Origin of the sequence: Nitratidesulfovibrio sp. SRB-5, assembly GCF_019931275.1 — a bacterium.
Classification (GTDB): domain Bacteria; phylum Desulfobacterota; class Desulfovibrionia; order Desulfovibrionales; family Desulfovibrionaceae; genus Cupidesulfovibrio.
Genome location: NZ_JAIOTY010000002.1, coordinates 110,921 through 130,024 on the forward strand (window position 1 = coordinate 110,921; position 19,104 = coordinate 130,024).

The 19,104-nt window shown below is 67.6% G+C and carries 14 protein-coding genes; 5 read left to right on the forward strand and 9 right to left on the reverse strand.

What is annotated here, in order from left to right; genetic code table 11:
- Positions 1-45: 45 nt before the first annotated feature.
- Positions 46-1,545 carry a sigma-54-dependent transcriptional regulator gene (locus tag K6142_RS07975; protein ID WP_190243479.1) on the reverse strand — a complete coding sequence of 500 codons (1,500 nt, stop codon included), beginning with the start codon at positions 1,543-1,545 and terminating at the stop codon, positions 46-48.
- Positions 1,546-1,550: 5 nt separating this feature from the next.
- A complete protein-coding gene (locus K6142_RS07980; protein ID WP_190243530.1) occupies positions 1,551-5,126 on the reverse strand; it encodes an ABC transporter substrate binding protein in 3,576 nt (1,191 codons plus the stop codon).
- A 637-nt stretch (positions 5,127-5,763) separates the two neighbouring features.
- On the opposite strand from K6142_RS07980, the gene K6142_RS07985 reads away from it, so the two are divergent.
- The 5 genes from K6142_RS07985 (at position 5,764) to K6142_RS08005 (ending at position 10,111) form a co-directional block, all read left to right on the forward strand.
- Complete coding sequence (locus tag K6142_RS07985; protein WP_190243478.1) at positions 5,764-6,396, forward strand: cytochrome b/b6 domain-containing protein; 633 nt, start codon at positions 5,764-5,766, stop codon at positions 6,394-6,396.
- Positions 6,397-6,699: 303 nt separating this feature from the next.
- Positions 6,700-7,077 carry a hypothetical protein gene (locus tag K6142_RS07990; RefSeq protein WP_190243477.1) on the forward strand — a complete coding sequence of 126 codons (378 nt, stop codon included), beginning with the start codon at positions 6,700-6,702 and terminating at the stop codon, positions 7,075-7,077.
- A gap of 56 nt (positions 7,078-7,133) precedes the next feature.
- Positions 7,134-7,910 (forward strand): class I SAM-dependent methyltransferase, encoded by a 777-nt coding sequence (locus K6142_RS07995; protein ID WP_190243476.1) that lies wholly within the window; start codon positions 7,134-7,136, stop codon positions 7,908-7,910.
- A 2-nt stretch (positions 7,911-7,912) separates the two neighbouring features.
- Complete coding sequence (locus tag K6142_RS08000; protein ID WP_190243475.1) at positions 7,913-8,845, forward strand: NAD-dependent epimerase/dehydratase family protein; 933 nt, start codon at positions 7,913-7,915, stop codon at positions 8,843-8,845.
- Positions 8,846-8,953: 108 nt separating this feature from the next.
- Positions 8,954-10,111: a glycosyltransferase family 4 protein gene (locus K6142_RS08005; protein ID WP_190243474.1), complete on the forward strand. Its 1,158-nt coding sequence runs from the start codon at positions 8,954-8,956 to the stop codon at positions 10,109-10,111.
- Positions 10,112-10,302: 191 nt separating this feature from the next.
- Here the strand turns inward: K6142_RS08005 and K6142_RS08010 are convergent, their stop codons facing one another.
- The 7 genes from K6142_RS08010 to K6142_RS08040 form a co-directional block, all read right to left on the reverse strand.
- A complete protein-coding gene (locus K6142_RS08010) occupies positions 10,303-12,789 on the reverse strand; it encodes a glycosyltransferase (protein WP_190243473.1) in 2,487 nt (828 codons plus the stop codon).
- Positions 12,790-12,852: 63 nt separating this feature from the next.
- Complete coding sequence (locus K6142_RS08015) at positions 12,853-14,307, reverse strand: GSCFA domain-containing protein (RefSeq protein WP_190243472.1); 1,455 nt, start codon at positions 14,305-14,307, stop codon at positions 12,853-12,855.
- A gap of 28 nt (positions 14,308-14,335) precedes the next feature.
- A complete protein-coding gene (locus K6142_RS08020) occupies positions 14,336-15,454 on the reverse strand; it encodes a hypothetical protein (RefSeq protein WP_190243471.1) in 1,119 nt (372 codons plus the stop codon).
- 159 nt (positions 15,455-15,613) lie between these two features.
- Complete coding sequence (locus tag K6142_RS08025; protein WP_190243470.1) at positions 15,614-16,645, reverse strand: hypothetical protein; 1,032 nt, start codon at positions 16,643-16,645, stop codon at positions 15,614-15,616.
- Positions 16,605-17,285 carry a cytidylyltransferase domain-containing protein gene (locus K6142_RS08030; RefSeq protein ID WP_190243469.1) on the reverse strand — a complete coding sequence of 227 codons (681 nt, stop codon included), beginning with the start codon at positions 17,283-17,285 and terminating at the stop codon, positions 16,605-16,607. The genes K6142_RS08025 and K6142_RS08030 overlap by 41 nt, the downstream gene beginning before the upstream one ends.
- A gap of 10 nt (positions 17,286-17,295) precedes the next feature.
- Positions 17,296-18,300 (reverse strand): N-acetylneuraminate synthase family protein, encoded by a 1,005-nt coding sequence (locus K6142_RS08035; RefSeq protein WP_190243468.1) that lies wholly within the window; start codon positions 18,298-18,300, stop codon positions 17,296-17,298.
- Between the two features lie 17 nt (positions 18,301-18,317).
- Complete coding sequence (locus K6142_RS08040; RefSeq protein WP_190243467.1) at positions 18,318-19,103, reverse strand: class I SAM-dependent methyltransferase; 786 nt, start codon at positions 19,101-19,103, stop codon at positions 18,318-18,320.
- Position 19,104: the final 1 nt, after the last annotated feature.

Sequence of the window (19,104 nt, forward strand, 5' to 3'; positions counted from 1 at the left end):
AGGACACCTGCCGGAGGGATGTACTCCGAGCCTACCGCGCCCCGTCTACAGCGACATATTATTCTTTTTCAGCAGGGCATAGAAATGCGAGCGCGACAGGCCGGAGACGTCCAGCATCTCCTGCAGGTTCCCGCCGGTCTGCCCGATGAGGATTTCAAGGTACTTGCGCTCCATGAGACGCTTGAAGCCCTTGAGCGGCGGCAAGGGGCTGGTGAAGGCGGCATCCGGACCATGCAGGCCGTCGGCGCGTTTGGCCGGTGGCACCATGTCCTGTGCGTCGCCGGAACCGTCGCCGTTGCCGTCGGCGGCGGAGTAGGGGGCGGATTCGGCCCCGATGCCGCCTTCGCCCGTGGCGGGGCGGGCAATGGCGGCGCGGGTGATCTTGATGCGGACGTCCTGGGGCAGGTGCAGCGCGTAGAGCACGCTTTCAAGGCCGGAAATGACGAACGAGCGCTCCAGCACGTTGTACAGCTCGCGCACGTTGCCCGGCCAGTCGTACTGGGCCAGCTGCTGGAAGAAGTCGGGCGAAAAGCCCTTGTGGGGCACCCCGTACTGCTCGCACAGCCGGTTCACGTGGTAGATGGCCAGGGGCTTCAGGTCTTCCGGGCGGCTGCGCAGGGGGGGCAGCTCCACGTGCACGGTCTTCAGCCGGAACAGCAGGTCCTTGCGGAATTCGCCGCGCTCCACCATGGCGTCCAGGTCGCGGTTGGTGGCGGAGATGAGCCGGAAGTCGCTCTTGATCTCCTGGGTGCCGCCCACCGGGCGGAAGGTTCGTTCCTGCAGGAAGCGCAGGAACGAACGCTGGATGGACAGGGGCATCTCGCCCACTTCGTCCAGGAACAGGGTGCCGCCGTCGGCCAGCTTGACCAGGCCGTCGCGGTCGGTGAGGGCGCTGGTGAAGGCCCCCTTGCGGTGGCCGAACAGGGTGGATTCCACCAGGCTTTCGGTCAGCGCGGCGCAGTCCACCACCACGAAGGTGCCCGCGCGGCGGGTGCTGTTGCGGTGGATGGTGCGGGCGAAAAGTTCCTTGCCGGTGCCCGTTTCGCCGGTGACCAGCACGTTGGCGTCGGACGAGGCGGCATGCGCCACCAGGTCGAAGCACTGGCGCATGGAGGGGCTGGTGCCCACCACGCCGTCCAGGTCCAGCGCCACGGCGGCGGCATCGCCGCGCGACAGCTTTTCTTCCCGGTATTGCAGGGCGCGGTGCAGGGTGAGGGTGGTCTGCTTGATGGGCGAAGGCTTGACCAGGTAGTCCCACACGCCGCCCTGGATGGCCAGTTCCGCGCCGTCGGGGTCGCCCTCGCCGGTCAGGATGATGACCTCTGGCCGCGATGGCGAAAGCCGGATGCGCGGCAGCGCGTCCAGGCCGTTGCCGTCGGGCAGGCGCACGTCCAGGAACACCACGTCCACGTCGGCGGTTTCCAGCTTGCGCAGCCCCTCTTCCAGCGTGTGGGCCGTTTCGCAGGCGTAGTGCAGGCGGGCCAGCAGGCTGGCTATGGTCTCGCAGACCTGGACGTCGTCGTCGATGACGAGAATGGTGGGCACGCTTGCTAGCTCCCCAGCCGGGCGAACACCCGGCGGATGGCGTCGGCCAGGATGTTCCGGTTGTACGGCTTGTGGACCATGGCCTTGATGTTTCCGGCGACGGCCGCCCCTTCGGCTGCCACCTCGCGGCCCGAAACGAGGATTATCGGCATGTTCGGCGCAATATCGCCCATTTTGCGGGCAAGCTCAAGGCCGTTTGCCTCCGGCATGTCGAAGTCGGTGATGACGAGGTCGAACGAGGCGGGGTGCTCGCGCACGGCGGCCAGCGCCAGCAGCGGGTTCTTGAAGGGCCGCACGGTGTAGCCGAGGCTTTCGAGCACCCGGGGAATGGTGTGCAGCTGGTCGTCGTCGTCCTCCACGAACAGGATGCGCTCGCTGCCCGTTTCCGGGGCCAGCAGGGCCGGGTCGATGAGGCAGGCGTCCTGCGCGTGCATGGGCAGGTATATCTCGAATTCCGTGCGCCGCCACGGCACGCTGGCAACGCGCACCGCGCCCCGGTGCCCCTTGATGATGCCGTGCACCACCGCAAGGCCGAGGCCGGTGCCTTCGGTCTTGCCCTTGGTGGTGAAGAACGGGTCGAAGATCTTGTCCACGATTTCCGGCGCAATGCCGGGGCCGTCGTCGGCCACGGTCAGGCGTAGGGCGCAGCCCGGTTCCATGCCCAGTTCCAGGGCGCGTTCGTCGGACAGCATATCCTGCTCCAGGTTCACCTCCAACACGCCGCCCGTGTCGCGCAGGGCCTGGAACGAGTTGGTGCACAGGTTCATGAGCACCTGGTGGATCTGGGTGGGGTCCGCCCGGGTCACGGACGGGCGCGGCGGAATGGCCTTGCGGATCTCGATGTTGCGGGGCAGCGAGGCCTTGATGAGCACCAGCGCCTCGTTGAGCACCTCGTTGATGTCGGTGATGACGAAGCCTTCCACCGAGGGGCGGCTGAAGGTCAGTATCTGCTTGACCAGGCGGCTGCCGCGCTGGGCGGCCTTCAGGGCGCGCATCAGGTCGTTGCAGGTCAGCGAATCCGCCGCGATGTCGCTGATGGCCAGCTCGATGGAATTGATGATGGACGTCAGGATATTATTGAAATCGTGCGAGATGCCGCCCGCCAGCGTGCCGATGGCCTCCATCTTCTGCGACTGGAGCAACTGGCGTTCCAGCCGGATGCGCTGGGTGACGTCTTCCGCGGTGGTGAGCAGGCCCACCACGTCGTCGCCGTTTCCTTCGGCATGGTTGCCCCGGTCGCTCAGCAGGGGCACCCGGTTGGTTTCCAGCCACACCGCCTCGCCGCCGGGCGAGGTGATGGTGACCTTGGTCTGGTAGCGCGGCTGGCCGGAGCGCACCACGGCCTCGTCGTCGTGGTGCACGCGGGCGGCGTCCTCGGTGGAGGGCAGCACCTCTTCGTCGGTGCGGCCCAGCAGCGCATCGGCGCTGTCCAGCCCCACGAAGCCGAGGAAGGATTTGTTGGCGCCCATGTATTTCAGGTCGCGGTCCTTCCAGTAGACGAACTGGGGAATGTTATCGAGCACCAGCTGCAACATGCGCTGCGAGGCGGAAAGGGCGCGCTCCGCGGCCTTGCGCTGGGTGATGTCTTCCGCATAGCCCTCGATGTGGCGGACAGTGCCTGCCTCGTCGCGCTGGGGGCGCATGGTCAGGTGCATGGTCACGGTGCCGCCGCCGGGCCGGTCCACGCTGGAATCGAACGAGATCACCGTGTCCTGTCCCGTGCCCGGCCCGGAGCCCGGGCCGGAACAGGACATGTCCGGCGCGCCGTGCAGCCGGGCAAAGGTGCCCGCGCCCGACGCCAGCAGCAGGGCCGGCGAGGCAAAGCCCGACATGCGCGCCATGGCCGGGTTGGCGTCAAGGTAGTCGCCCTCCGGGGTGACGCGGAAGATGCCGAGGGGCGAGCTTTCGAACAGCGAGCGGTATTTTTCCTCGGCGGCGCGCAGCCGGTCCTCGGCCTTCTTGCGGTCGGTGTAGTCGAAGACCACGCCCACCAGGCCCGCCACCGCCCCCCTGGAATTGCGGTAGGTGGCCTTGTGCATGATGATGGAATGGGGCGAACCCTCGGGGCCGGGCAGGGTGGTTTCATAGCTGGCCACGCCCGGCTCGTGCATCAGGCTGTTGTCCGAGACGTCGCGCAGCATGGCCACGCCTTCCGGCCCGGCCTGCCATTCGTAGCGGCCCAGCAGCGCCTCGCGGTCCACCCCGAAAAAGCGTTCGAAGGCCACGTTGCATTCGCGCACCCGGCCATCGGCGTCCTTGCTGTAGATGGGGATGGGTATGGTGTCCATCAGCGAGCGCAGGAACGACAGCTGGTCCTTGATCTTGCCTTCCACCCGCCGCTTTTCCAGGATGTTCATGACCAGCAGCACCAGGGTCATCGACAGGATGACCATGCTGACGATGATGGTCCAGAAGACCTGCTTGTTCAGTTCGTAGAACCGGCTGGGTTCGTTGATGATGACGCTGTCCGGCGGCAGTTGTGAGGGGCTGATGAACAGCCGTCGCAACTCGTTGTTGTCGAACATGAAGGCCTGGTCGGCATGCTCCACGATGGGGATGGATGCGGCGCGGATGCCGCTCAGCACCTGCAGGGCCATGCGCGCGGCCATTTCGCCGTGGCGCACCCCCGAGATGAGCTTGCCGCCCACGATGCCGTGCCCCAGCAGGAAGGCCCAGTTGCTGTACAGGGGCGCGGGGGAGGCGGCGTGCACCTTTTCCAGCAGTTCTTCCGCCGAGTAGAACTGGCCGTCGATGTCGCGGTAGATGGGCACGAAGTAGAAGAAGGTGTCCGGGGTCTGCTCGCGCACCCAGTCCAGCATCTGGTCCAGGCTGTAGTCGCTCCACTCCTCCACCACCAGGCGGTCCCTGAACGGCCCCAGCTGGGCCAGCACCTGGTTGCGGATGGCCGCGCCGGTGACCGAGTCGTCGCCGATGATCACCATGCGCCGCAGCTGCGGGTTCAGGCGCAGGGCCAGTTCTATGTTGTAGGCCACGTCGTAGTTTTCGAGCACCCCGGTCATCTCGCGCCCGGTGGCGCGCAGGGTTTCGGGCTGCACGTCGTTGAGCCCGCAGAACACGATGGGCACGCCGGGGAACAGCTCTTCGCCGAACTGGAGCAGGAAATCCACCGCCACGTTGTCCGAGGCGATGATGATGTCGAACTTCTTGTTGCGGAACTTGTCGCGGTACAGGGCGTACAGGGTGGAAACAGTGTCCTGGTAGTGGAACTTCTTGGAGTCCATGTATTCCACCTGGAACACGATGCTGTACGGGCTTTCGGCCAGCGTCTGGCGGATGCCCTCCTGGATGTGGTCGGACCAGGCGTACCCGTTGTGGTACGAGTTCAGGTACAGCACGTTCTTGCGCGCGCCTTCCTGCGTGCCCAGCGAACCGGAGGCGCCGGTGGCGGACGTGGCGGTGTCCGGCGGCTGGGCCGATTGGGCGGGGTGTGAAGACTGGGCCCAGGCGGGCGCGGGGCCGGAGGGCAGGAGTGCGCCGGGCGTGGGTGCCGATGTCGGAGACGATGCCAGACCCAGCGACAGGCACAGCAAAAGGGCCAGCGCCGCCAGCACGGTGACCATGCGGCGAAGCGGAGTGCGGCCTGCCGCGTGGCGACGCCGCAGGGCAAGGACGGGGCGGCGAGGGGGCCGGGCCGACGGGAACGGTGTGATATGCATGCGGGGGTCCGCCGAAAGGCTGTGGTGCGAGGAAGGGTGAAGCCCCGGACCGGACGGGGCGCGAAGGCCGGGCTGGCCGGAATGGGCAGACGGGCCGACGCGTCATCCCGGGCGGTGATGCCTGCGGGCGCTCCGCCGGGGGGCAGGGCTTTGTTTGACCGCGCAGTTTGCAGTAGTGCCCCCGTGAGTGCAACTAATGCTGGACTTCCACGCCAAGGTCAAGGAGTGCGCCATGCGGCGGCTCTGCGCGCGGTTTCGTCCCGTGCTCCGGCCCCTGTGTGCACTGTGCGTCCGGTGCGTGCCGGGGCACCAGGGCAGTTGGTGCGCCCTGTGCGCCCTGTGCGCCCTGTGCGTGGTGCGTGCCCGCGTATGGCCGCATGCGGGTGGCCGCCCGCAACGACCGGGTGCGCTCGATGCGTCACGTCCGGTCGTGGGCAGCGGTGCACAGTCCTATGCCACGCGCAGGGCCGCGCTTGTGCGGGCGGCCCGCCGGGGATATTCTGATGGATACGGGCATGGAACCATCCGCAAGGAGCCGACAATGACGGAACAGGCTGCGCAACACCAAGCTGACCGGAAGCGGGAGGCCGCTGCCGATGCCACCTGCGGCTTGCCGCCGGAGGCCGGAGACCCCACTGGCGGTGGCGCCGGGCAGGACGGACCGGCCACGTGCCAGCCCGACGACTACGAACGCGTCGGCCCGTCCGGGCGTGACGACACCTGCGACCTGTGCGAGGAATACCGCTTCCTGCTTCAGGTGCTGGGCAGCGAGGCCGAGGTGTGGAAGAGCCTGCAACAGCAGTTCGGTATCGTCACCCAGCGCACCCAGATGGTGTTCGGCGTGGGCACGCTGGCCATTTCCGTGGCCGGGTTTTCCGGCCACCGGATGGCGGCTGCCGGGCCGTTCAGCGGGCTGACCCTGATGGCCGGGCTGGTGTGCATCCTTGCCGGGATGTTCGTGGCGCTGTACGGCGTGGTGCGGGTGCGCTGGATGTCCAGCCTGCGCGGCGACACGGTGGAGGCCAGCTTCCTGCGGCTGCTGGCGGTGCGCAACCGCAAGACGCGCTATTTCCTGTGGTCGCTCAAGCTGGTCATCGTGGGGCTGGTGCTGTACGTGGCCGCGCTGGGCTGGTTTCTGTTCCGGGCCTCGCTGGGGCTGGTGCCGCTGGTGTAGCCCGGTCCCGCAAGCCTCGCGGACGCGGTGCGGGCGGAACCGGCAGCGAATTGCGGACGACACGGCGCGGGCTGGCGTGTGCGGGCCGCGTGCCAGCAGGATTTCGGAACGCCGTCATGGCGGCGGCGGGATTGCTGCGCCAACGGCGGCGGAATGTGCCGGGCAGTGTCGTATTCTCGACACGGCCCGGCATTTGCTTTGGGGATTATTTGCAAATACAGCATGATGTGCGCTCGGCAAGGCTCTTGCATCATCCGGCGGCGTGGCGGCATTCCGCCGGATTCAACGCAAGGAGGCTTCCCCATGCTGTTTCTGCTTGGCGGCAACGACAAAAAGGCGCGCAAGGCCGAGGCCGCGCAGACCGAAAACATCGAGCGGGTGCGTGAACTGTTCCTGTCCGGGCGCTTTCCCGTGGTCACCACCGATGGCGTGGAAGACCGCAGGATAGGCCGCGTGCTGGGCCTGGTGGCCTGCCGGGGCTACGATTCCGACGAGACGTTCTTCGGCATGGCGGCCCGCGCCGTGAACAAGGGCGCACAGGCCATCGTGGGCTATCAGGAAAACGTGGCCTTTCACCCCGACGGCTCCAAGTTCTTCTCCTGCTACGGCACCGCCGTGCAGTTCAGCCGCGAGGAAAAGGACGGCGGCAACGGCAACGGCCCGCTGCGCTTGCAGGCGTAAGGCCGTGGATTTTCTTCCCGCAGACGCGGACCCTACGGCACAGGAGGCCGATGCCGATGTTGCAGATCGCTGAGTGGTGCGCCGACCGCGTTCGGGCATCCACCTATGTTCACGACGGGAAGACGCAGTGGTATGCGCCGTCCCTGGCCGGGGCCTCGACGCTGGCCGCCGCCCTGTACAAGCCGGACGTCTACGCCGGGGTGCTCGACGTGCTGGGCCGGCTGGACGAGGACGACTACGCAGCCTACCTCAAGGGGTTCATGCGGCGCGGCATGGCGCGGTTTGGCGAATCCTGGCGCTACGCGGACATCTGCACCGTGCTGTACGTCCTGGCGGATCTGCTGGGTGTGGAATCGTACCTGGAGATTGGCGTGCGGCGTGGTCGCAGCCTTGCCATGGTGCTTGACCGCCGCCCCTCCGCCGACGTGGTGGGCTTCGACCTGTGGCTGCGCGACTATGCGGGCATGGAAAATCCCGGCCCGGATTACGTGGCCGCCCAGATGGCGCAGCTTGGCCACAGGGGTGCGCTGCGCTTCGTCACCGGCGATTCGGCCACGACAGTGCCCGCGTATTTCGCGGCGCATCCGGACGCCACCTACGACCTCATCACCGTGGACGGCGACCACGGCCCGGAAGGCGCCCTGCGCGACCTGGCCACCGTGCTGCCGCGCCTGCGCATCGGCGGGGCCATCGTGTTCGACGACATTTCGCATCCGGAACTGGGCTACCTGCGCGGCATCTGGCAGCGGGTGGTGCAGTCGCAGCCCAACATGAGCTGCCACGTCTACGACGAAACCGGCTACGGCGTGGCCTTCGCCATCAGGATGCGCTAGCCATGGCCGGGGGCACGGTGCTGGTCACGGGGGCCACGGGGTTCATCGGCAGCCATGTGCTGCGGGCGCTGCCGCCCGGCAGCGGGGCGGTGGGCCTGGCATCGTCCGTCTATCCATCGTCGCGCGATGCCGTGCGCCTGGTGCGCATGACCCTGCCGCATCCCGACCTGGACGAGCTGATCGCGCGGCTGCGCCCCGCCGTGGTGGTGCATTGCGCGGGGGTGGCCTCGGTGGGACTCTCCATGACCAGTCCCGGCGTGGACTTTCAGTCCGGCCCGCCCGTGGTGTTCCAGCTGTACGACGCCATCCGCAAGGCGGGCACCGATACCCGCGTGGTGCAGCTTTCCAGCGCGGCGGTGTACGGCAACCCCGGCGTGTTGCCCGTGGCGGAGCATGCCCCCCTTGGCCCCATATCGCCCTATGGCTGGCACAAGCGCATGTGCGAGGACATCGCGCACGAGTTTTGCGGACTGTACGGCATTTCCAGCGCGGTGCTGCGCGTGTTTTCGTGCTACGGGGCGGGGCTGCGCAAGCAACTGCTGTGGGACGTGGGGCACAAGCTGCGCGCGGGCGACGCGGTATTTTCGGGAACGGGAGAGGAAACGCGCGATTATGTCCACGTGCGCGATCTTGCCCGGTTCATCGTGCATCTTGCCAAAGCGTGGCCCGGACCCGGCGTGCACGTCTGCAACGTGGGCAGCGGGCAGGAAACCAGCGTGCGCGCCATGGTGGAACACATGGCGGCGGGCTGCGGCCTGGACCACGTGACCCCGGAATTTTCGGGGGCCGCCCGCAAGGGCGACCCGCAGAACTGGCGGGCGGACATCGGACGGGCGCGGCAATTGGGGCTGGAACTCACGGTGCCGCTGGAAGACGGCGTGCACGAGTACGCGCGCTGGTTTCTGGAGCAGGTGAAGGGCACGGCCCGGCAGTAGCCGGGCGCGTTGCGTTTTGGCATACGCCGCGTGTCTGGTGCAATTGACGCAGTTGGCGCAGTTGGCGAATTCGGGGCACGGCACTATTCGGGCAAAGGGTGGCAGCGCATGCGCATCGGCATCTACGTGCAGTGGGGAGTGGAAGGCTGGACCGGCGGCATCAACTATGTCCGCCATCTGGTGATGGGGGCCGCCGCCCTGCCGCCGCGCCTGCGCCCGCACATCGTGCTGCTGTTCGACGCCGCCCAGGCCCCGGCCCTGCATTGCTACGAGGGCATCCTGCCGCTGGTGGACGAGGTGCGCGTGGTGTCCGGCGGGCGCGACGCCGACGGCGTGTTCCACGTGCAGGACCCGGAAACGGCCTTTGCCGGGCTGGACCTGGCCTACCCCCTGCCGCACGGGTTCTGGAATCCCCCGTCCCATCTGCCGCGCGTGTTCTGGATACCCGATTTTCAGCACAAGCGGCTGCCCCGGTTCTTTTCCGGACAGGAACTGGCCAACCGGGACACGCTGTTCGCGGAGATCGCCGGTCGGGCCGACATGGTGGTGCTGAGCAGCGAGGCCGCGCAGCGCGACCTGGCGGAGTTCTATGGCGTGGAGGCCGCCCGTTCCTTTGTCCTGCCGTTCTGCACGGTGGGCGAGGCGGACTGGTACACCGGCGACGTTGCCGGGGCCATGGCGAAGCATGACGTGCCTGGCGGCTACCTGATGTGCTGTAACCAGTTCTGGGCGCACAAGGACCACCTGACGCTGTTCCGCGCGCTGGCGCGGCTGCGCGACGGTGGGGTGGAACTGCCGCTGGTGTGCACCGGCAGCGTGCACGATTACCGGGCGCCCGGCCATTTTCCCATGTTGCAGCGCGAGGTGCAGCGGCTTGGCATTGCCGGGCAGGTGCGCATTCTGGGGCTGATCGACCGGGGCGACCAGATCCAGTTGCTGCGCGGCGCCGATGCCGTGGTGCATCCCTCGCTGTTCGAGGGGTGGAGCACCGTGGTGGAGGATGCCCGGGCACTGGGCAAGACCATCGTGTATTCCGACATCGACGTGCATCTGGAACAGAACCCGCCGCACGGGGTGGCGTTCCGGGCCGGGGACCCCGTGGATCTGGCCCGTGCGCTGCTGCGATCGCGGTCCGGCTTTGGTCCCACGGCGGGTACGGAGCGCGAGGCGCAGGCCCGCGAACAGGGCGCGGAGCGTTTGCTGCGTTTCGGCATGGGCCTGGTGCATCTTGCCCGCGCCGCCGCCGCAGGGCGCGGGGCACGCTGACGGATTTTCCTTCCTGATCCCGAAACAGATAGGCCCAAGGGGCACCAACGGACAGGCCCGCCAACACGAATCGCGTGATGGCGGGCCTGTCCGTTGTGGCGTCTGCGTGCGGGTGGTGGATGGAAGGCCCGGTGGACTGTTTCGAGCCTGTTCCGGCTAGACCCGGCGCGATTCGGGCCGGGCTTGCCGCCTCAGGCCTGCGGTTTTCCGGTTCCCGGCAGGCGGGCCTGCACGGCGGCATTGGCACGGCGCAGGCTGGCGGGCATGCGCAGGTCGGGCATGCCGCCCGCGCCCTCCAGAAGCGCCACCAATGCCTGCGCGCACCGTTCCGGGCGGAAGCAGGCATCCCAGTGGGCCGCGCCCAGTTCGCCCAGGGCCGTGGCCGCGTCGGCATCGCGCAGCAGGGCACAGATGGCCTGGGGGAAATGGTTCGGCTCCGCGATCAGGCCGCCCGCCGCGTCTGCCAACGCGGTGCAGAGGGGGGGGGCGATCCACGGCGTGCCCAGGGCCATGGCTTCGAGTGCGGCGTACGGCAGGGCGGATTCCGAACCGCCGGGCAGCAGCAGGATGTCGGCGTCACGCAGGGCGGACTGCACCTGCGGGCGGGGCAACGGCCCCAGCAGGCGCACGCGCGGGTCGGCATTGGCGCGGCCGGGCACGCCGCCGCCGGGTTCGTCGCCGGGGCCGTCGCCGGTTGGGCCGCCGATGATGGCCAGTTGCCACTGTCCGTCGCCGTGGGCCAGCCCGTGCAGCGTATCGAGCCGTTTGAGTACATTCGGCAGATCGGGCAGGCCGCTCTCCGGCAGGAAGTCGGACACGGCGACCAGCAGCGGGATGTCCGGCGCAAGGCCGTGCTGCCGCCGGAAGTCGTCGGGCGCGGGCGCGGGCAGAACGGCGCGCGGTACGAAATGGCTGGTTGCACCCATGAGGTGCAGCACCTGCGCGTCGCAGCCAGATTCGGAACCACGGACCACCTCGTCCGCGCAGGCCAGCGCAAAGCGCAGGTAGGGCAGGTCGCCGCCCTGCCGGACCGTCGCAAGGTCGGCTGTGCTGATGGAGGGCAGCAGCATGGTGCGCACGTCGTGCTTGCGCAGCAGCCTGCATGCGGGCAGCAGCCACGCGCCGGGAGGGCCCGCGAGAAGGGCGGCGCGGGTGGCGCCACTTTCGGCCAGCCGGTCCAGCCGGTACAGGTCGGACAGGCCGGGGGTGGCCCATAGTCCGGTTTCGGTGACGGCGATGTCCTGCGGGGCAGGTTCCGCGTGATCCGGGCGTGGCCCGGTCACCACGTGCGGGGCATATCCCGACTGCGCAAGGGCCGCGCCCAGTTCTTCCAGGTGGCGGGCCATCCCCGATTTTTCAGTACGGGGGGCCGCCCCTCCGTGGTCGGGCGGGAAGGATTCGCCGAACAGCAGCACACGGGGCGCTCCGTTGCGGTCGGCACCGTCCCACCCCGAGCCCGTGCTGCCCGTGCTGCCTGTGCTGCCCGTGCTGCCTGTGCTGGAGGACGGGATGTCCGCGACATGGGCGGCGGCCAGCGAAAGCTGCGAGGGAAAGCCCAGCGGCGACGGCGCGTGGCGCAGCGAAAGCAGGTGGCCGGGCCTGGATGCGGCGCGGGCGATGACGCGCAGGTTCCGTTCCGCCAATGCCGCGCACGGGCCCGCGCGCAGCTCGCCCAGCGTCGTGACGGCCTTTTGCACGTCCCCCCGCAGGGCGTCGACAATGGCCAGTGACAGCCTGGTGGCATCGCGGCCGGGGGCCAGGCGCAGGGCATGCAGAAAGCAGCGGCGCGCGAAGTCCGCATCCTGCCCGAACGCGCCATCCGACCACGGCGTGAGAAATTCCAGGGCGCGCAGCCCCATGTCGTGGTGGACGTCGGCCTGTTGTTCCGGCGTTGCCAGGGGAGCGCCCGCCATGGCGTACAGTTGTTCGATGACGTCCGCCCTGCGCCAGAAACGGCGTATCCGCTCGTTTTCCTTGCGCATGGTGTCATCGCGGAAGGTAATGGCCCCTTGGTGGGCAAGGTACAGGCCCATGGCCTCGGGCACGTGCGCCACCTTGCCCGCCAGCGATGCCCGGATGGCGAAATCCCAGTCCCCGGCGGCAGAGTATGTGGCGTCGAACGGGCCGATCCTGTCGTGCAGGTCGCGCCGCCACACGGGCTGCGGGCCGAAGGGAAAATACAGCAGCGTGGCGGGCGCGAACGGCGCGGGCGTGAGGAAGGGGCGCGACCTGTCGTTCTCGGCGAAGGTTTCGTTTTCCGTGCCGGTGGTGAAGCTGGTGCCGTATGCCAGTACGTGGTCGGGGCGTTCTTCCAGCGCGGCGGCCAGCAGGCCGAGGCAGTCGGGGTGGTGGCGGTCGTCGCTGTTGGCGTTGGTCAGGTATTTGCCCCGCGCCGCCGCCGCCCCACGGTTCCACGCGGCGTAGACGTTTTCGCGCTGGGGGGTGCGCAGGTAGGTGATGTTGCCATGGTGCGCGAGGTAGGTGTCGATGATGGCGCGCTCGTTCTGGGGCGAGCAGGAATCGACGATGACGATCTCAATGGCGTCGGCGATGGTCTGGGCCAGCAGGTCGTCCAGGCACCCGGTCAGGAACCGTTCGGCCTTGTAGACGGAAACGATGGCGGAGACCAGGTAGTCCCGGTTTTCTGAAGGTAGAAACGCTTCCAGGTGGTCCGACATCGCGTTCTTACTCCGGATTTGAGAACGTTCGCGCCGTGCGGCGGCGGGGGCGGCGTGCCCCGTTCAGCAACTGCCTGCAAGGCAGTCGGTGGGCATGCCGGTGCGGGCGGGCGGGGCCTCGGGCATGGCCGCATGCGCCCCCATGCCGATGGGAAAGGGCGGCTGGGCCGGGACATCGGCAAACAGCAGGCCGCGCAAGGGCGGAAGCTGCGCGCCCGGTGCGCCGCGCAGCAGCGCCCGCGCGGTTTCCCGCATGCGCGTCAGGACATCGCGGCGCGTGTCGAAGATGTTGCAGCAGGCCTTCATGTGGTTGTCGCCAAGGCGGATGCGCTGGGCGCGGTCGGCCATGGTGAGGGACAGCCCGGGGATGTCGTGCAGCAGGTCCAGCGCGCGCCCGAAGAACGTGGCGGCCTTGGCGGAAAAGCCCATTTCGCGCAGCAGCAGCCCCAGGTTGAGGTTCAGCGCGGGGGATTCCTGCAGCATGGAGACGCGGCACAGGCTGTCGAAGGCGCCCTTGCCGTCGCCACCGCGCAGGCGGACGCTGGCGGTCTTCATGTGCAGCAGGTCCGCGGGGTACCCCAGCGCCCCGAGTTCTTCAAGGCAGGCATCGGCCTCCGCCGGGGGGCAAATGGCCAGCCGTTCCAGCAGGGCCATGATGCGTTGGCTGGGTTCGGAACAGAACATCTGGCCGAACCGGCGCAGATAGTGGCGTACGGCGGGGTGCGCCAGGTGCCGGTTGTCTTCCATGTAATGCCGGCTTCCCGCCAGCTCCGAGAAGACGATGTCGTATCCGGGAAAGTAGTGGACGTTGTCGTGGCGGCGGCAGAATTCGTTGACGGCGGCGTAGAGCGTGAACTTCGAGGCGTTGTTGCCCTGTACGGCATCTTCGTCGCGGTAGGTCACGCGCAGCGGGGTGGGACAGACGCCAACGATGATCTGCATGCGCGGGTTGAAGCGCAACAGCAGGTCGCGCGTGCTTTCGAGGTAGGCGATGTTCTCGGCCACCGTCAGGAAATGGACCTCGAGGTCGGTGGATTCGCACAGCACGCCGGGGTAGGGGTGCAGGATGAACTCGTCCGTCCGGCGGTTCTTCCACACCTCGATCAGGCTCGGCGTCAGGATGATGACCTCGGTGCGGGACAGGGCTTCCCGCACGTTGCGCTCGATGGCGTTTATCTTGGCGCGGCAGGCGTCGATATCCTGGTCGTAGACGCGATGATGGTTCAGGTCGGTGTACCCGCTGGTGCCGAAAAACAACTGCTCCCGGCTGGTCAGCCGGTTTGCGTGGGCGTTGTCTATCTCGCGCAGGATGGAGTGGCAGGAATACTTGTACCCTGCCTGCGGCTCCAGGGCGTTGAAGTGGTACATGTCCAGAAACAGTTGCAGATACTCGCCGAAGCAACTGCCAAGGTTCATGACCGGGGTGTCGTGGGCTATCAGCGGCACATGCGGCAGGTGAACCGCCCGTTCCTCAAGCGGCCATTGGCGGTATGCGGGAAATCTGTCGAAGTATTCCATGGCTCGTTTCGCTGTCGCCCGGGAAGCATCATGCCCCGGGGTGGGCCGTGGTGGACTGGATGATGTCCAGAACGCGGTGTTCAAGGTCCGGGGCCAAGGCGACGGCCTGCTCGGCGAAGCGGAGCATGTGCAGCCTGTTGCCCGCGTGATGGGCTTCTAGCGTCTTCGCCACCAGCATGAGCGCCAGCAGGCGGTTGTCGTCGGGCGCGGTGGACTGCGAAAGGCTCCATATGTCTTCCCCGAGCTGGAAGATGCGCCGGAGTTCCTCCGGCGTCTTGCGATGGCCCACGCCAAGGTGCGTGGCCAGAAAGGCTTGCTGCTCCGGAGAAATGTCTTCGCGTGGCGTCTTGAACAGTTGCGCAAGATGCTCAGTTACGGGAAGCTGTTCTATGTCGCCGGAAATCTGGCTGTAGTAGAGCTGGTGGTTGCTGTTCCACGTGGTCGTCGTGGTAATGTGAAAATATGGTTTCCCAAGACTTGTGCAGTGTCCTATACATGATCCTGGGGTCATGGATGCCGTTATGGTGGCCGGTTCGATTATTTCACGAAGGCGGCGATAGAAGTTTTTATCATATATGTGTCCGGCACATTGCACCGTGAATCCTTTCCTGATGTATTCCTCATGCAGCCCGCGCTGGATGTCCCTCCAGTACATGCACACGCGCACCGTGTCGAAATCCTTGCCCATTCGTTCCAGCGTGGCGCAGATTTCCGCAACGTCGTAATCGTTTTCCACCCAGTGCGTGGAGTGGCTGGGAAAGAACAGCAGGTTGCGTCCGAACGCGGCGTGCAGTTCCTCCAGCCTTTCGGGGCGCGGAGGGGATACGTATTCTATCAGGGGCCCCAGCGCGAAGCATGCCTTGTTCGTGGCGCTGTGAATGACGTCGAACCGGCTGGGCGACCAGCAGCAATAGACGAAGAACGGCGCGTTGATTTCCGTGGCCCAATTGGAATTTCCGAACCGTACGCCATGTTCGATGATGCTCCGTAACGGCTTTTCGCCCGCAAGGCCGACGTAGCGCTTGAGCATGGAGGCATGCCCGTAGAAGTCGTTGACCTGGAAGGTTTCCACCGTCTTGAACGGTCGCTCGGCGGCAAGGCGGGCCAGCGTTGCGCTTGTGGAAGCTGCGGCGGACAGGGTGTACATGTAAACTCCACGGATACGGGCGAATCGTTTGTGTGACGCCGAGGGGGCAGCGATCAGAGGGGACGCGGGAGGCCGTCCGAGCGCAACCGGGCAGGACGTGTGGGGCATGCGCGAACATGCCGGACGGACGGGTCTACCGGCATCCTGCCGCCCCATGGATCATGCCGACGGCAGGATGCGTCGGAGCGTTCGGACGAACAGCCCTACGTCCCATGCGGCAAGGCCCGCTGGTAACATTCCCCTGGCCAGAAATGCCGCGATGACGGCGGCTTCGTTGTCGGTGCTGGCAATGGCCAGCGTGGTGAGCCCGAGCGCCGTGCATTCGTACAGCGTGCGCCCACCCGCGCAGAGCACCAGATCCGCGTCGCACAGAATGGGCAGCAGGCGTTCCGGCGCCCTGATCACCGTGGCTGCAAGAGATTCCGCCAGGGGTTCGATGGGGTTTTCGGCTGCAAAACCCGGACCAAGGATGACCGTCAGGGAAAGCGGCAGCGCGGCCTTCTCCAGCGCGGCAAGCACCTTGCCGGTAAGGCCCGTGGGGTCCGACCCGCCGAAGGTCAGGACCACGCGCGGTCGGGTGTCCGGGCTGGGGGGAGAGCTTGGGCGACCGGGCCGGACGGGGCTGGACTGGGAGTCTGGCATGGCCGGGGCGCCCGGTACACTTGACGCGGCGCGGCCACGGCAACGGCGGGAAAGCGCCATGTCTTCCGGCGGCATGAGGAAGTGCTTCGGCCCCAGCAGCGCCGTGCGGACCAGGGGGTACATGCCCGGCGTCGCGAGGATGGAGGAATTGAGCACCACGTCTGCGGCGATGTGCGAGCGCCCGGTATCGTCAAGGTACGCCAGCAGCAGGCCCGCCGAACGGGCAGCCTCCAGCAGGTCCGGCTCCGGGTCGTAGGGCAGGTCGATCACCAGCGTCCGGGCGGACGTCCGGCGCAGCGCATCCGGGGTGGGGGGAAGCACGCGTTCGCCCTGGCTGCGGGCGTAGGCCACGCCATCGGGCAGGCCGCCCATGAGCAGGGCGGTATCGGTCCCCCGCTGGCGCAGCTCGCGCGAGAGCATCAGGCAGCGCGACAGGTGGCCGTACGACAGCCCCGGCGCGCGCCCCGCGTCCACCCGGAAAAATATCGTATCCGCCGTGCCGGTGCCCTCAAGCAGCAGGTCGCGGAATTCGGGCGAGGATGTCGTCAAAGTCCAGCAACTCCTCTGGGCTGCTGCCCCCGGCTAGGCGCAGCGCGGCGGCGTAATCGTCGGGCGTGTCCACGGTCAGCCGGACGTCCGGTCGTTGCCACGCCGTGGGAATGGAGGGGGTGCGGATGGCGAACGCCCCCGGCTGCCGCAGCATGCGCAGGTTGATGTGTTCGCGCTCCGCCGGGTCCGGCGCCGTTGCGGCCACCCGGCGCAGCGCCCCGGCGCTGAAGGCGTCCACGCCCGCGCCATGGGGGCACCCCTCTGGCAGGGCCACGTAGTCCGCGCCTTGGGCAAGGCCATCCAGCGCAAGGCGCAGCATCTCCAGACTGGTGAAGGGATTGTCCGCCGTCACGCGCACCGCGCCAGCCGGGACAAAACAGTCCAGACAGCGCAGGTAGCGGGACAGGACGTCTTCGCATTCGCCCCGGACCACGGGCACGCCGAGCGATGCGGCCAACTCGGCCAGGGCATCGTCCTCGGGCCGGGTCGTGGTGGCCAGGCAGCAGGGCGCATCCAGCCCGCCAGCCAGCAGGCGGCGCAGCAGAAAGGCCAGCATGGGCACCCCGGCAAGGGGCTTCAGGGCCTTGCCGGGCAGCCGTGTGGAGGCCGCGCGGGCCTGGACGACCACGATGGCGCGCATGCGGACCTTCCTAGGCGTTCCTGCCGTCCACGTCGCCCGGGCTCAGGGGGGCATGGGCGGTGAGCGGTCGTACGACCCTGCGCCCCAGCACGGCTTCGACGGTGCGCGGCGTCAGTTCCGATTCGGGGCGGCAGAACAGCAGGTCGGCCATGGTCAGGGTTTCGCCGGGGGCGATGTCCCGCGCCGCGTACACGCCGCGGCGGTAGGCGGCGGCATGCTGGCGGTCGGGCCGCCGGTTGAAGAAGTCCTGTCCGCCGAACATGGGGGCCATGCGGCGCATTTCGTCCACCAGGGCCTGTATGCCCGCAGGGTCCAGGGAGTGGCCGTGGTCGCCGCCGGGAGTGGCAGTGTCCAGCGTGAAGTGGGTTTCGATGATGTCCGCGCCCACGCAGAAGGCCGCCAGGCAGGCGCTGGAGCCGGGGTAGTGGTCGGACCAGCCCGTGGGCAGTCCGAAGGCGCGCTTCAGCTCGCCGATGGCGGCCAGATTGCAGTCCCCGGCCTCTGCCGGGTACAGCGACAGGCAGTGCAGCAGGGCGATGTCCGTGGCACCGGCGCGTCGCAACTGGTCGATGGCGGTGCCGGTTTCGTCCAGGGTGGCCATGCCGGTGGACAGGATGATTGGCTTGCCGGTACGCGCCACGGCGTCCAGCAGATAGGGCGTGGCCAGGTCCATGGAGGCGACCTTGTAGGCCGGTACCCCCACGGCTTCCAGCATGGCTACGGCATCCAGGCTGAAGGGCGTGGAAAAGAAGGCGATGCCCGCCTCGCGGGCCGTGTCCGCCAGCGCGCGGGCCTGTTCCGGGCTCATTTCCGCAGAGCGGATCAGCTCGAAGTGCGGCGCAGTGGGCAGGGCCAGGTCCGCCGCCCGGAACGTCTGGAACTTGACGGCGTCGGCGCCGGATGCGGCAGCCGCGCGGATCATGGTCCGGGCCTGGTCCAGGCTGCCTTCGTGGTTGAACCCCACTTCGGCAATCAGCAGCGGAAGTCCCGTTTGCTCGCGCTTGCGCAGATTCATGACATGCTCCGTGGCGATCAGAGATCGAAGACGTAGATGGTGTACTTGTCGGCCCCTTCGAAGCCTTCCCAGCGGTCCAGCCGGGTGGATGTCCGGCGCTCGTGCTCGCGGAAGGCCTGGCCGAAGTCGTGGTAGGTCAGTATCTTTGCTGGCTTGACGCCCAGCGTGGCGTACAGGTCGTCGTAATCGTGGGAGACGATGTTGGTCTTGAAGGCGCGCTTGTCCACCAGGTCCTTCGTGGCGTGGCGGGCGGACCATTCCACGTGCACGATGCGCCTGCGGCACACCCGCACCATTTCGGACAGCGCGTGCAGGATGATGCCCGGATGCAGGTTCATGAACACGCCAAGGGTGAAACCGACGTCGAAGGCGTCATCCTTGAAGGGCATGGCGCAGGCATCCGCCTGGGCGGCACCGATGTCCAACTGGGGCTTGTAGTCGCGCATGTTGCGCAACTGGGGCAGGCTGAAGTCCAGACCGCCCACGCGCATCCAGGGGAATTCCTCCTTGGCGCGCTTGACGTTCCAGCCGAAGCCGCAACCGGCCTCGAAGGCCGATTCGTAGCGCTGCTCGGCCAGTTCCCGCATGATCAGGTCCTGAAAGAACACCTCGCGGTCAAGGTAGCCCGACGCCAGGATCTCGTCGCGGTAGGCGTTGCCGCGCCAGGCCCAGTAGTCGCGCTGGTCGCGCAGCTTGGGCAGGGTGATGCCGAAGGTCTTGTACAGGAATTCCTTGAGGCGGTATTCCACCTTGAACAGCTCGATACCGCAGACGGTTTTCCAGTGCTTGTCCTGCGCGCCCATA

What these genes read in the sequence shown, in the direction of transcription:
- K6142_RS08035 (WP_190243468.1), bottom strand. Translation starts at nt 18,300, where the DNA reads ATGAATCTGCGCAAGCGCGAGCAAACGGGACTTCCGCTGCTGATTGCC.
- K6142_RS08015 (WP_190243472.1), bottom strand. Translation starts at nt 14,307, where the DNA reads ATGGAATACTTCGACAGATTTCCCGCATACCGCCAATGGCCGCTTGAG.
- K6142_RS08040 (WP_190243467.1), bottom strand. Translation starts at nt 19,103, where the DNA reads ATGGGCGCGCAGGACAAGCACTGGAAAACCGTCTGCGGTATCGAGCTG.
- K6142_RS07995 (WP_190243476.1), top strand. Translation starts at nt 7,134, where the DNA reads ATGTTGCAGATCGCTGAGTGGTGCGCCGACCGCGTTCGGGCATCCACC.
- K6142_RS08010 (WP_190243473.1), bottom strand. Translation starts at nt 12,789, where the DNA reads ATGTCGGACCACCTGGAAGCGTTTCTACCTTCAGAAAACCGGGACTAC.
- K6142_RS07980 (WP_190243530.1), bottom strand. Translation starts at nt 5,126, where the DNA reads ATGGTCACCGTGCTGGCGGCGCTGGCCCTTTTGCTGTGCCTGTCGCTG.
- K6142_RS08005 (WP_190243474.1), top strand. Translation starts at nt 8,954, where the DNA reads ATGCGCATCGGCATCTACGTGCAGTGGGGAGTGGAAGGCTGGACCGGC.
- K6142_RS07985 (WP_190243478.1), top strand. Translation starts at nt 5,764, where the DNA reads ATGACGGAACAGGCTGCGCAACACCAAGCTGACCGGAAGCGGGAGGCC.
- K6142_RS08030 (WP_190243469.1), bottom strand. Translation starts at nt 17,285, where the DNA reads ATGCGCGCCATCGTGGTCGTCCAGGCCCGCGCGGCCTCCACACGGCTG.
- K6142_RS07990 (WP_190243477.1), top strand. Translation starts at nt 6,700, where the DNA reads ATGCTGTTTCTGCTTGGCGGCAACGACAAAAAGGCGCGCAAGGCCGAG.
- K6142_RS08000 (WP_190243475.1), top strand. Translation starts at nt 7,913, where the DNA reads ATGGCCGGGGGCACGGTGCTGGTCACGGGGGCCACGGGGTTCATCGGC.
- K6142_RS08020 (WP_190243471.1), bottom strand. Translation starts at nt 15,454, where the DNA reads ATGTACACCCTGTCCGCCGCAGCTTCCACAAGCGCAACGCTGGCCCGC.